Annotated in this window: 11 protein-coding genes; 6 read left to right on the forward strand and 5 right to left on the reverse strand. The window is 39.1% G+C overall.

Annotation, left to right across the window (positions count from 1 at the left end):
• Nucleotides 1-69: 69 nt before the first annotated feature.
• The 5 genes from IEU71_RS04145 to IEU71_RS04165 are packed head-to-tail and all read right to left on the reverse strand — an operon-like array spanning nt 70 to nt 6478.
• Complete coding sequence (locus IEU71_RS04145; RefSeq protein WP_004910338.1) at nt 70-216, reverse strand: hypothetical protein; 147 nt, start codon at nt 214-216, stop codon at nt 70-72.
• 19 nt (nt 217-235) lie between these two features.
• Nucleotides 236-1879, reverse strand: coding sequence for a glycoside hydrolase family 13 protein (locus tag IEU71_RS04150; protein WP_004910341.1), 1644 nt, complete (start codon nt 1877-1879; stop codon nt 236-238).
• Nucleotides 1880-1897: 18 nt separating this feature from the next.
• Nucleotides 1898-3529 carry a glycoside hydrolase family 13 protein gene (locus tag IEU71_RS04155; protein WP_004910344.1) on the reverse strand — a complete coding sequence of 544 codons (1632 nt, stop codon included), beginning with the start codon at nt 3527-3529 and terminating at the stop codon, nt 1898-1900.
• Between the two features lie 10 nt (nt 3530-3539).
• Complete coding sequence (locus IEU71_RS04160; protein WP_004910347.1) at nt 3540-5324, reverse strand: glycoside hydrolase family 13 protein; 1785 nt, start codon at nt 5322-5324, stop codon at nt 3540-3542.
• A 50-nt stretch (nt 5325-5374) separates the two neighbouring features.
• On the reverse strand, nt 5375-6478 hold the full coding sequence (locus IEU71_RS04165; protein ID WP_004910350.1) for an ABC transporter ATP-binding protein: 1104 nt from the start codon (nt 6476-6478) through the stop codon (nt 5375-5377).
• Between the two features lie 354 nt (nt 6479-6832).
• Here IEU71_RS04165 and IEU71_RS04170 point away from each other — a divergent pair, with 354 nt between their 5' ends.
• The 6 genes from IEU71_RS04170 (at nt 6833) to IEU71_RS04195 (ending at nt 13910) form a co-directional block, all read left to right on the forward strand.
• A complete protein-coding gene (locus IEU71_RS04170) occupies nt 6833-8065 on the forward strand; it encodes an extracellular solute-binding protein (protein ID WP_004909987.1) in 1233 nt (410 codons plus the stop codon).
• A gap of 61 nt (nt 8066-8126) precedes the next feature.
• Nucleotides 8127-9488, forward strand: a complete 1362-nt coding sequence (locus IEU71_RS04175; RefSeq protein ID WP_004909989.1) for a carbohydrate ABC transporter permease — start codon at nt 8127-8129, stop codon at nt 9486-9488.
• A 2-nt stretch (nt 9489-9490) separates the two neighbouring features.
• Nucleotides 9491-10339, forward strand: a complete 849-nt coding sequence (locus IEU71_RS04180; RefSeq protein WP_004909991.1) for a sugar ABC transporter permease — start codon at nt 9491-9493, stop codon at nt 10337-10339.
• A 62-nt stretch (nt 10340-10401) separates the two neighbouring features.
• A complete protein-coding gene (locus IEU71_RS04185; protein WP_004909993.1) occupies nt 10402-11397 on the forward strand; it encodes a LacI family DNA-binding transcriptional regulator in 996 nt (331 codons plus the stop codon).
• Nucleotides 11391-12347 (forward strand): LacI family DNA-binding transcriptional regulator, encoded by a 957-nt coding sequence (locus IEU71_RS04190; RefSeq protein WP_036066178.1) that lies wholly within the window; start codon nt 11391-11393, stop codon nt 12345-12347. The genes IEU71_RS04185 and IEU71_RS04190 overlap by 7 nt, the downstream gene beginning before the upstream one ends.
• 210 nt (nt 12348-12557) lie before the next feature.
• The gene (locus tag IEU71_RS04195; RefSeq protein ID WP_004909998.1) at nt 12558-13910 is read left to right on the forward strand and encodes an SLC45 family MFS transporter; all 1353 of its coding nucleotides are present in this window, start codon (nt 12558-12560) and stop codon (nt 13908-13910) included.
• Nucleotides 13911-13942: the final 32 nt, after the last annotated feature.

Here is a 13942-nt window from a genome sequence, read left to right on the forward strand (position 1 = left end):
GGTTCAATATCGACAACTCACCACTGAGTCTGTTAGTTAATTAATTTTATTTTGTCCAACTATTGGGGTTCACTTCAGTTTGGATTGCTTTTTGTTAGCGACCATTTTTGCTCTAATTTCGGCAATTTTGTCAGCTTTCGTTGTTTGTGTTTGTTGGCCCGATTTGTATTTAGCATCGGCTTGTTTTTGTTTAAAATCAATTTGATATCTACCCATGATCTGCTCCTTTAAAACGTTAATTATACCAGATAATAGATTGAAAAGGTTGCAAGTGGATAGATTGTGATATTTCTGGAATAGGATTAATAGTCGCTATCAATGGCTGCCAGCCTTTATTGAGTAGTTGTTCGGGTAGGGAAATTGTTTGAGGGGTATCTGACAAGTTGATGACAATTAATCGTTGGCTATCTGTTGAATTTCGTGTAAATACTAAAATGTTAGTTTTTTCCATAGTGATTAACTTAAAATCACCTGATTTTAATGTGTCATCATGTCGACGGAGATCGATTAAACGACGATAGTAATTCAGTATTGAGTCAGGATTTTCTTTGTCTTCTTGGTAATTACGCGTTGTCGTGTTAGGATTAGTCACTAGCCATGTCTTTTTAGAATCTGCTGCATTGTCGGAAAAGCCGAATTTCGTCCATTGCATGGGGGTTCGAGCGTTGTCACGCGACCAACTTGTTGCTTTTTTTAAAGCTAAATCTGTTGCAATACCAGCCGACTTGAAGCGTTGAAAATCATGATAAGTTGGTGGATCATCAATTTGGTCTGGCGAGGTAAAGGGGATATTGATCATGCCTAATTCCTCGCCTTGATAAATAAAAGGTGTGCCTCGCAATGTGAGCAACAAAGTTGCCAAGCTTTTTGCTGCTAAAGGATTGTTGTCACCATAAACAGTCAATGATCTAGGCTGATCATGATTTTCTAAATAGATGCCTAGCCAGCCCTGTGAATTTAGTTGTTCCTCCCACGTTATCAAACTAGCAAGTAAATGATTGATGTCGGCGCGCGGCGGTACATCTGATTGACGAGATTGATGTTCTAATTCAAAAATCATGTCAATGAAACCCTGTGGCCCCGTCCAATTTCTAGCAGTGTCAGCATGAACACCACCAGCTTCACCAACAGTCATCAAATGAAGTGATTTAAAAGTATCATGCAAACGTTTTAAAAATTTTTCGATGCCTGGATTATTAGCAAAAATATCAAATTGATGTTCACCAGTGGGTTGTGGTATCTCAAATGAAACCTTTTTAAGATGACTGAGCGCATCCAGACGAAAACCATCAATATTTTGTTCAGACCACCAAGTAATCATATTGATAATTTCGGTTTGTACAGATGGATTTTCCCAATTTAAATCAGGCTGTTCTGGCGCAAACAAGTGGAAATACCATTCATCAGTTGCTTGATTATAGGTCCAAACACTATCTCCAGTAAAATTAGTCCAATTGTTTGGTGGCTGGTGATTATAATTTGGTTGCCAAATATAAAAATCGTGGTAAGGGTTAGTACGACTGGTTTTGGCTGCTTTGAACCAAGCATGCTGGTTTGATGTATGGTTGACAACTAAATCCATAATGACGCGGATATCTTGTTTGTGAGCAGCTGCAATAAGCGTTTTGAAATCAGATAACGTACCATACTCTGAAGCGATGTTTTGAAAATCAGCAATGTCATAACCGTTGTCGACATTTGGTGAGGTATAAATTGGATTTAGCCAAATAAAATCAATACCAAGCCATTTAAGATAGGGTAGGCGCTTAATAATACCCTGCAAATCGCCGATACCATCATGATTTGTATCCTGAAAGGAGCGTGGATAAATTTGATAGCCAATCGCTGATTGCCACCACAGTGGATTATTTTTTGTCATCAATAAATACCTCCAAAATTACAATTTTGTCGTGACTTGAACCACAAATGCTTCGTAAGGTTGAAGTGTTTTATTATGCAAATTTTTGGGTGCGTCATAATTTGCAATTATGGTAGCTTCTATGTGATCTTCACTTGTAAACGTATTGGTCTGATTACTGAAATTAGTCACAACTAGCCAAGTTAGATCATGATAGTGTCGGTAATAGGCAAAAACTTGATCAACTGTATCAATGAGCTCAAAATCACCATAGACAACAATTGGGTTTTGATGTCTAAGCGTAATTAATTTTTGATAAGTGTAGAAAATACTGTTGGAATCATTCAAAGCAGCTTCAACATTAATATCAGGGTAATTGCTATTGACATCAATCCAGGGGTCAACATCAGAGAAACCACCGTTTAGGCTGTTGCGCCAAGGCATAGGTCGTCTTGCATTATCACGACCTTTATGATTAATTTGATCAAGTATCACATCAGCTGATAAATAGCCATCCTTAAGTGAATCATGGTAATAGTTTAATGATTCAATATCTCGTAAGGCAGAAATATCTTTGACAGGTGTATTGGTTAACCCAATTTCTTCACCTTGATAAATGTAGGGTGTGCCTTTCATCATGTGCAGTAGAATTGCCAACATTTTTGCGGACACCACGCGGTAAGTTGTATCATTACCCCATCGCGATACAATCCGAGGTAAATCATGATTGTTCCAAAAAAGTGAATTCCAACCATCATCACTGTTGAGCTGTGTTTGCCATTTGGTCATGACAACCTTGAGTTTGCTAACATCTAATGGGATATAAAACCATTTGTCTTGACCAGATTCTTGATCGAGAGTTATGTGTTCAAATTGAAAAACCATTGATAGTTCTTTTCGGTCAGGACGCGTATATAATTTGGCGATGTCAGGTGTCGCACCCCAAGTGTCGCCAACTGTCATCAAATCATGATTAGCAAACGTTGCTTGGTTCATTTCTTTTAAGTAGTCATGGAGCTTAGGCCCATTAGCGGTTATTTTGTCATCTGGTATTTTACCAATCAAATCAATGACGTCTAAACGAAAACCACCAACGCCTTTGTCAATCCAGAAATTAATCATGTCATAGATTGCTTGTCTGACGTCAGGATTGGTCCAATTTAAGTCTGGTTGTTTTGGACTAAATAGATGTAAATAATATTGATTCGTGAGTGGATCTAATGTCCAGGCACTACCACCAAATGCAGAATGTAGGTCATTTGGTTCAGCATTATGAGTACCATCTCGCCAGACATAAAAATCACGATAATCGTTATCACGACTTCGCTTTGATTCAATAAACCAAACATGCTCATCAGAAGTATGATTTAATACCAGATCCATCACGATTTTGATATTTCTTTCACGAGCATCATGAATTAAAGCTTCCATGTCGGTCATGGTACCAAATTCAGCCATGATATTTTCATAATCACTGATATCATAGCCGTTATCATCGTTTGGAGAAGCATAGACTGGTGACAACCATATTGCATCAACGCCTAGTTTTTGCAAGTAGTCAAGATGTGAAATAATCCCTCTAAGATCACCGATGCCGTCATGATTAGTGTCCTGAAATGAACGGGGATAGACTTGATAAACAACGGCTGATTGCCACCAAGGTGCTGTCATAAAAAACTCCTTACTGATTAGAAATCGTCACAAGAAAGCCATTAGGCTGAATGATGTGACTGTTGTACAACTGCTCTGAAATGATGTGAGATATATCAATTGATGTTGGTATTTCGTAATTTGTATTCCCAGCATTGAATATTGCGAATATCTTTGTTTGACCTAGCTGACGTGTGAAACCAACGATGTTTTTGTTATCATCCGTCTCCCAGGACAGTGTTCCCTCAGACAAGACAGTTTGATAATCATGACGTAGCCGAATCAGTTGCTTCAAAAAGTCATACATCGTTGCATCTTGTTGATCACTTTGCCAAACCATAGGCCGGCGGTTATCTGGATCTTGTTGACCACTCATTGCATATTCGCTACCGTAATAGATATCAGGCGTACCTTGCTGTAAAAATGTAAAAGTATACATTTGTTTCACAATTGCCTTATTATTGTGTGCTACGGTTAGAATGCGTGGCGCATCATGTGAGTCAAGTAGATTAAACATCACCTGATTGGTTTGATCACGATTTAGCATAAGTTGTGCATTGAGTTTATGGACCATCTGGGAGGGCGAAATTTGTTGTTTGGCAAAAAAGTCAACAATTGATCCTGTGAAAGCATAATTCATGACGGCCGAAAATTCATCGCCCTGCAGCCATGATTGTGCACTTGTCCAAATTTCACCAAGTATATAAATATCAGGCTTGATGGCCGTAGTTGCTGCGCGGAATTTTTTCCAGAAATGATGGTCAACTTCATTTGCCACGTCCAAACGCCAGCCATCAATATCAAATTCTTTTATCCAGTAGGTCGCGATGTCAATCAGATAATCTTGTACTTCTGGATTAGCGGTATTAAGTTTTGGCATGTGCGGCGTAAATGCAAATGTATCATAATTTGCGTCTGCAGTATATTCAAAATTATCAGTCGGCGTATAACGCACAGGGAAGTCATGAATATGAAACCAATCAGCGTATTTTGATTGACGACCATTAGCAATAACATCTTGCCATTGAGGACTTTGATCACCGATATGATTGAACACGGCATCAAGCATCACTCGAATTCCGGCCGCATGTGCTCTTTCAACCAATAATTTAAAATCTTCTTTTGTACCAAAATGTGGATCGATTTCAAAATAATCTTGCGTATCATATTTATGATTAGTAGGTGCTTTAAAAATAGGTGTGAGATACAAGCCGTTAATACCAAGTTGACTGAAGTGATCTAAATGCTTTATGATACCCTGCAAGTCCCCGCCATAAAAGCTTTCAGCGGTGGGATGATCACCTGACCGCCAAGGTAATGTTCCAGATGGATCATTTGATGTGTCACCATTGGCAAACCGTTCAGGAAAAATTTGGTACCATACAGTTTTTTTGACCCATTCTGGTGCTTTAAAACGATCAATTTCTTGAAAATAGGGCATTTTGAAATAATTATTAGCACCCATCAAACTGTTGTCATCATTTGAAGAGGATGTGAGTGTTTCAAATCCTTGATCACCATAAAAAATGGAATCGCCGAGATTGTCAGTTAAAATAAAGCCATAGTTTAAGCGATTGAAAGGCGCTGTTAATGATGCTTGCCAATATTGATGTGTTTCAGTGACAAGTGTTTTTTTCATGACAACATTGGCCGATTTTTGCCAAGTACCGTTCTGCCAATTATAAGGATCTCCAGCAACGACGCTAATTGATTGAATATCATTTTTTGCTGTTCGGATGCGTAATCTTAGTTCATCTGCTTTATATAAATAAGCGTATTCAGATTCAGGGCGGTGATAAATTGCTGCTTCATTCATAAATAATTGCCTCGTTAATGGATTAAAATGTCAGGGGATTTGCGACAGTCTTAGACAATACGCTGTGTCGTATCGGCATCAAAAAAGTGTCCTTTATTGGTGTTGATAGCGAGTTCAACTGAGGCACCGGGTTGATTGTAATCGCGAGCATTGACACGAGCGATCAGTTGTTGTGAACCAACTTGCGTATACAACATTGAGTCGGCGCCCATTAGTTCTGCAATGGTAACAGTTGCTGTAACTTTACTTTCGGGATAGGTGTCGAGTGATACTTGCTCGGAGTGAATATCTTCCGGTCGGACACCAAAGACAACTTGTTTGCCTTCGTAGCCACGGGCAGTGAGTTGTTTAGCCATACCAAGCGGAATTTTCAGACTAAAGCCATCTTTTGTGGTCAATATATCATGACTGAACTGACCAGAAATCATATTCATTGATGGCATACCAATGAATGTGGCAACAAAAATGTTAGCAGGTTCATTGTAGAGTTCTTGTGGTGTACCGACTTGCTGAATATCACCGTGGTCGATAATAACAATGCGATCAGCCAGTGTCATAGCTTCTGTCTGGTCATGCGTCACATAAATAGTAGTGGCACCAATCCGCTTGTGAATTTTGGTAATTTCTGCTCTAATTTCAACACGTAATTTTGCATCGAGGTTAGATAGCGGTTCATCCATTAACAAAATTTTCGCATCGCGAACGATTGCGCGACCCATCGCCACACGTTGCCTTTGACCACCAGATAAATCAGCGGGTTTGCGATCAAGGTAGTCTTCAATGCCAAGAATTTTCGCTGCGTCTTGAACACGCTGTGTGATTTCAGCTTTGGGTACTTTTCTCAATTTGAGGCCGAAAGCAATATTATCAAACACGCTCATATGTGGGTAGAGGGCATAATTTTGAAAAACCATCGCAATATCTCGGTCTTTAGGTGGAACATCATTCATTAATTTATTGTCAATGAAAAATTCACCACCAGATATTTCTTCCAAGCCGGCGATCATGCGTAAAACAGTTGATTTACCGGAACCAGACGGACCGACAAACACAATAAATTCTTTATCGTGAATTTGAAGATTATAATCTGCCACGGATGGCGTTGTCATGTGTGGATATGTTTTATTGATGTGTTCCAAACGAATTTCAGCCATTTTTTCTTCCTCGTTTTTTAATATCGGGTATCGCAACTATAAAAAATGATAGCGCTTACATAAATTAGATTAGCATATTTAAAAATAAATGCAAGCGTTTCCACAAAAGTGTCATACCAAAATTTATATGCTTGTGAAAAATATGATTAAGTTAGTAATAAAATCACAGATAATTCATACTTAATAAAAAAATACTTCTTTAATATGCTCAATTATTATCAATAAAAATATCATAGCTTGTCTAGACCAATTCTTAAAAAATAAAAATGTAAGCGCTTGCATTAATCGGGTAAATGTTTTATGATGATTGCGTAATCAAAAATACAAAGAGAATTTTTCTGGAGGAAAAACATCATGAGAAAAATGATGAGCGTGACGACTGGCGCAATGGTAACATTGCTGACGGCTTCAACTGCCGTTGGATTATTAAGTGTTTCAATTGACACACCGACAGTAAGTGCTGCCAAGACGAAAAAGTTAAAGTTGTGGGTGGACACGGATACAAAACCAACCTACGTTCAGGCTGTCAAGGATTTTGAAAAAGCGAACCCTAGTGTCAAGGTCACTATTAAGTACACGAGCTCAACAGATGCATTGAAGAATTTGCAAAAAGACCCATCGGCTGCTGCAGATGTATTCATGTTTCCACATGATCAAATTGGATCGCTAGCTTCTCAGGGATTAATTTATCAAAACACCAAATATGCTAAAAGCCTTAAATCAACACAAATTTCTAATGCGATGAAAGCTGCAACCTATAAGGGCAAGGTGTACGGCTATCCTTACGGTATTGAGTCACAAGTCTTGTATTATAACAAAACGCAACTCGGTAATGATGATATTAAATCTTGGACTAGTTTGACATCCAAGGGTAAGATGGGTACCAATTTAGCCTCAGCCGGTGCTAACTACATTTTCTCACCACTGTTTTACACTGCCGGAGACACCTTGTATGGCGCTAATGGTGAAAAAGCAAAGGGTACAAATATTGACAATAAAAAAGGTGTATCCGTATTGAAGTGGATGAAAGCTCAAAAAGACAATCCGGGTGTTGTTCAATCCAGCACGAACACATTAAGTTTGCTACAATCAGGTAAAATTTCGGCAACTTTGTCTGGCCCATGGTCATACAATGACTATAAAAAAGCACTCGGTGACAACTTAGGAATTGCACCATATCCAACAGTTGACTTGGGTTCTGGTGAAAAACAGATGCAAGCGTTCTTGGGTGTGAAGCTGTTTGGTGTTAAACAAGATACTAAGCAACCGTTGGCAGCGATGAAGTTAGCCAAGTACTTGTCAAGTGACAAGGTACAAAAGCTTGGTTTCAAAAATTCGCACTACATTCCATCATCTAAAAAAGTTCAGGCCTCTCAAAATATTCAAAATGATGCGCTTGCAAAGGCGGTTGTTGACATGTCGAAGAAAGGTTATTCAACACCAATGCCTAATTCACCGGCCATGGCTAATTTCTGGACATCAGCTGATGCCTTGTTTAACGACACATACAAGGGCAAGATTTCAGACAGTCAAATGTTGCCAAAGCTAACCACTCTGGTTAAAAATGCCTCAAAATCAGTTAAATAAAAGTAAAGCAGTGAGTGGCTATCACTCACTGTGTACATACTTATGAAGGATGGAAAGAAAGATGTTTAAAAGAAAAAAGCATTCGACTTTTGAAGAGCATATACCACTAACAAAGTTATTTAAAAAAGCAGATGGTGCAACTAAGGCTTCTTATATAATTATGGGAGCTGCCAACATTGCCAATAAGCAATATCTCAAAGGATTCATCTTTTTATTACTAGAAATATCTTGGGTGGCGTGGTTATTCACGACAGGATTAAAAGCTTATCACAACATGATAACGCTGGGAACACATGCACAGGGTTTGGTTTATGACAAAAAGTTAGGGATTTCTGTATTAAAAGCGGGTGATAATTCGATGCTTTTGCTACTGTGGGGCATGTTAGCGGTTATCATTACGGTACTGTTTATTCTCTTATATCGTGCTAATTTGGGATCGGCGCGTAAAATATGGGAATTGAAACAAGCCGGTGAGACACTGCCAACGTTGAAGCAAGACTTAGCGTCCTTGCTTGACGAAAAAATGCATGTGACTTTGATGGCAATTCCGATGACAGGTGTTTTGTTCTTTACCATTTTGCCATTGATTTATATGATTGCGATTGCTTTTACATCATACGATCACAACCACTTGCCACCCAAAAATTTATTTAGTTGGGTCGGATTTGCGAATTTTGGTAATGTTATTTCAGGGCAAATGGCCAATACCTTTTTCCCAGTATTGGCTTGGACGTTAATTTGGGCTGTTGCAGCAACAGTAACCTCATTTTTCTTTGGCGTTATCTTGGCGATGATGATCAATGCTAAGGGCATCAAAGGTAAAAAAGTTTTTCGAACTATCTTCATTTTAACAATGGCAATTCCAGCCTTCATTAGTTTACTGATTATGAACAATATGTTTGCTGACGGCGGACTAGTTAACACATTATTGATCAACTCTGGTCTGATTAAAACATCGTTACCATTTTTCACAAATCCATTGTTTGCCAAGTTTACAATTATTGTTGTCAACTTATGGATTGGTATTCCAGCTACAATGTTGGTGACAACGGGGATCTTACAAAATCAATCCGAAGAACAAATTGAAGCAGCAGAAATTGATGGCGCTAATAAATTTCAAATTTTCAAGTCAATCACATTTCCGAAAATTGTGTTTGTGATGGCACCGAGTTTGATTCAACAGTTCATTGGTAATGTGAACAATTTTAACGTGATTTACTTGTTAACAGGTGGTGGACCAGCTAATTCTAATTATTACGGCGCTGGATCAACAGATTTGCTGATTACTTGGTTATACAATTTAACTTTGAATACTGCTGATTATAACTTAGCTTCGGTAATTGGTATCTTAATCTTCATTTTGTCCGCAACATTCTCATTGATTGCTTATAAGAAAATATCAAATTCTGGAATGGAGGCATAACAATGCATAGCTTAAAAGGCGTAAAACGCCGTAATACAATGATTTTGTATCTATTATTGACTGTCATGGCGATTGTTTGGGTCGTGCCCATTCTCTGGATTATACTGACTAGTTTCCGTGGCGAAGGTGGCGCGTTTGTAAACTATTTTTGGCCAAAAACCTACACCTTTCATAACTACGTACAACTTTTTACCAACTCACAATACCCTTTTGGTCGCTGGTTCTTGAATACGTTATTTGTGTCGATTGTGAGCGGCTTTATTTCCACAGCTTTAGTGTTAGCAATGGCATACTCATTGAGTCGCTTACGATTTAAGTTAAAGGGTCCTTTTTTGAAGGTTGCCTTAGTTTTGAACATGTTTCCGGGCTTTATGGCAATGTTTGCTATCTATTATATTTTGAAAGCAGCTGGTTTGACGCAAAGTTTATTTACCTTAATATTAGTTTATGTATCTGGCGCTGGTTTGGGATTTTACATCCAAAAAGGATTTTTTGATACGATTCCGTATTCATTGGATGAAAGTGCCATGTTAGATGGGGCAACTAAATGGCAAATTTTCACCAAAATTACCTTGCCATTATCTAAACCAATCATTGTCTTTACGGCATTGACAGCTTTTACTGGTCCTTGGATGGATTTCATTTTTGCTCAGGTTATTATGGGTGACAATGTTAAAAATTATACAGTTGCAATCGGATTATATTCGATGATGACTAAAGAAACGGCTAATTCATTGTTCATGAGTTTCGCTGCGGGGGCAGTGATTATTGCGATCCCAATTACGATTTTGTTTATTGTGTTGCAACGATTCTACGTTTCTGGTGTGACGAGTGGCTCGGTCAAAGGTTAAAAAAGATTGGGGCGTCAGTCCCAATCTTTTTCATGTTAAAATAACGTGTACAGGAGGTCGCTATGGTAACAATACAAGATATTGCAAATAAATCTGGAGTTGCTATTTCAACGGTTTCGCGCGCGTTGGCTGATTCACCGAAAATTAGTGTTAAAACAAAGGAACGTATTAAAAAAATTGCACAAGATATGGGCTATACGCCAAATTTTGCTGCAAGGAACTTAACACAAGGTGAAAGCAACACGGTGGGTGTTGTTTTTCAACCACAGGCCGCAGATAGTGCTGAAAATGATTTTGCCATGCAATTACTATTTGGGATTAATTCTCAACTCGTTGCGCGGCAATACTTGTTGACTACTGCGACGGGCAGCAATTGGTCTGAAGTCTATAATGCCGTTAAAATGATGGTGGAAGCCGGACAAGTTCGCCGGTTTATACTACTTTACACTGTTGAAAATGATCCGATTTCTGAATTATTACGAGAAAACAACGCCCGTGTTGTTGTCACTGGTGAGCCGGAGCAAGCTAATGATGTTTTATATGTTGATAATGATAATCGACGAGCTGGGGAAGAGGCAACTAGACAGCTAGTTCATCAATTTAATCTAAAAGCACCACTTTTTGTTCGTACGTTGGCTGATTGGCGTTATGAGCGAAATCGTGAAATTGGGTTTCATCTTGCACAACCAGAGGGTCAAGTCTTATCATTACCAATTGATTTTCATGCTCAAAAGCAGGTGTTGGAGAGCTACTTTGAATTGCATCATGAAATCGACGGCATTATTGCTAGCGATGACAAAATTGGTTATCTGGCACGTAATCAAGCACAAGCACATTTGCCCACACATCCAAAATTGCCAACGATTGCTTTTAATCGTTCTGAATATGCACGACTTGGTGGTAAGGATTTCTATTCAGTTGATGTGTTACCGCGTAGTTTGGGCAGTGAAGCGGTCCGATTATTGTTTAACGATCAGCGTTCTGTGCTGGAGCAAACTAAGGCAACAAACGTGATTGTGCCCTATCGTTTACCTGAATTTGGTGATGAGACATGGTGAATTTAAACGATGTTGCGCGAAAGGCGCATGTCTCAAAAATGACAGTTAGCCGTGTAATTAATCATCCAGATCAAGTATCACCTGAAGTGATGACGCTAGTACAACAAGCAATTGAAGCAGTCGGCTATGTGCCAAATCAAGTCGCACGGGCATTAGTCAACCAACGCCATTATGTCATTCGTTTCTTACTTTTAGAAGATGTTGCAACAGTTGAACCGAATTATGCCAAATTATTGATTCGATTAGCTCAAAATCTACAACAAAAAGGCTACACGCTGGAAATTAGCTTAGATATTACGGCAGAAACGAAAAGTATTGACGGCATCATTGTCAGCGGCTGGCGACAAGAAGATTTGTCGAAATTGCAAGCGCTTGACGTACCAGTCACACTTTATGGCGCAGCGCCAACAAATTGTCCCTTATCATCTGTTGACGTGGATAATCAGGCTGGGATTGAAAAAGCAACTAAATATATGTGGCGGCAGGGATATCGTGATATTTATTATATTGGTTTATCGTTAGATTTACCCTTTGCTAAGCAACGTGAAGCTGGCTATCGAGCAGTTATGGCACAAAAAGGCGGTCGCGTTAGCGTTTATCAAACTGAAAATCATGCCCACTTAGCGGACACATTAGTAACGAACTTAATGCACAATTTTCAATTACCAACTGCGATTGTTTGTGCGACTGATCGGATTGCACTTGGTGTGTTACGTGCGGTTCAGCGTGTTTATCATATTCCGCGTGAATGTGGCGTAATCGGATTCGACGGTGTGTTCATTGATCAGCTGACTCAGCCACAATTAACCACTGTGAGACAACCGTTTGCCTTAATTGCTGAAAAAATTGTCGCACAAATCATTTCTCAGATTGAATCGGAAACTACCTTAGAAACAAACAATGTCAGCGTTTCGCCAGATATTGTTGTTCGGGAGACAACAAGTCTGTGATGATGTTACCGTTAACATTGTACAAACGCTTCCATTAATTATTAAAATGTTTTATACTATAAAATGTAAACGGTTACATATAATGTTGTTTCAAACATGTGTCCAAATTCTAATGAAGAAGATACAATTTTATCGCGAATTGTTCAAAGAATTGGTGCATGATTAGAGCAAACAAGTTATGTTTCAAAATAATTTTTGGAGGAAGTAATTATGGCAGATAAGCAAAAAGGGCAGGGGCTGCCCAACTTGCCGCTGAGAACCATATGGATGCTGAGTTTTGGATTTTTGGGCGTGCAGATGGCATTCTCATTGCAGAGTTCCCAAATGGGACGTATTTTTCAGACATTGGGTGCTGATCCCACTAAGTTAGGATTTTTCTTTATCCTACCACCGTTGGCAGGATTGTTCGTACAACCACTTGTTGGTTATTTCTCAGATCGCACATGGACAAAACGTTTTGGTCGTCGTATGCCTTATTTATTGGTTGGCGCTCTTGTGTCAGTCATCGTGATGTTCTTGTTGCCTAACTCAGGTAGTTTTGGTTTTTCAACTACTGCTGGGTTATGGTTTGGGGCTATCACAATTTTGTTCATGGATTTGAGTTCTAACGTTGCGATGCAGCCCTTCAAGATGGTTGTTGGTGACATGGTTAATGAAGACCAAAAGTCATACGCATACTCAATTCAAAGCTTCTTATCTAATACAGGATCTGTGTTGGCAACCATTTTCCCATTCTTGCTGACAGCGATTGGTGTTGCTAACACAGCGCCTAAAGGTCAAGTGCCAGCATCTGTAATTATTTCATTCTATGTTGGTGCAATCGTCTTAGTTGTCTTTTCACTGATTGCGGTCTTTAACGTAAAAGAATACGATGATGCCACTTATGAGTTATATCATGGCTATGCTTTGAACACACCAAATGATGGTGAAGGTGGCTTCTTAACTTTGTTAAAGCGCGCGCCAAAAACATTTTGGATGGTTACTTTGACTCAGTTCTTTTGCTGGATGGCATTCCAATATTTGTGGACATACGGTACTGGTGCTGTGGCAGACAATATTTTCCATGCAACTGATCCAACAACGGCTGGTTACCAAAATGGTGGAAACTGGTTTGGTATCATGTCAGCGGTTTATGCCATTGCAGCCGTCGTGTGGTCGCTAGTATTATCAAAGATTCCAGCAAACAAAAACAAAACAGGTTATGCTTTGTCACTATTTTTGGGGGCAATTGGTTTCACATCAGTGTTCTTTATTCACTCACAGTATTTGTTGATTGGCTCATTTATTTTAATCGGTATTTCATGGGCAGGTATGATGGCATACCCATTCATTATGGTAACCAACGCATTGCCTGGTGATCACATGGGGACTTATCTAGGACTGTTTAACGGCTCAATTTGCTTACCACAAATTGTAGCCTCGGTTGCTAGTTTTGCACTATTCCCCGCACTTGGTTCACATTTCCCATCAATGATCTTAGTATCCGGAATCTTAATGTTAATTGGTGCTGTTAGTGTTGGGTTTATCAATGAAATTCACAGTAATCCAGTAGATGCACAATAATGGCTAACGCTTCGGCGTTAATATGTGCGATC

This window comes from Leuconostoc falkenbergense (genome assembly GCF_014634805.1).
Lineage (GTDB): Bacteria > Bacillota > Bacilli > Lactobacillales > Lactobacillaceae > Leuconostoc > Leuconostoc falkenbergense.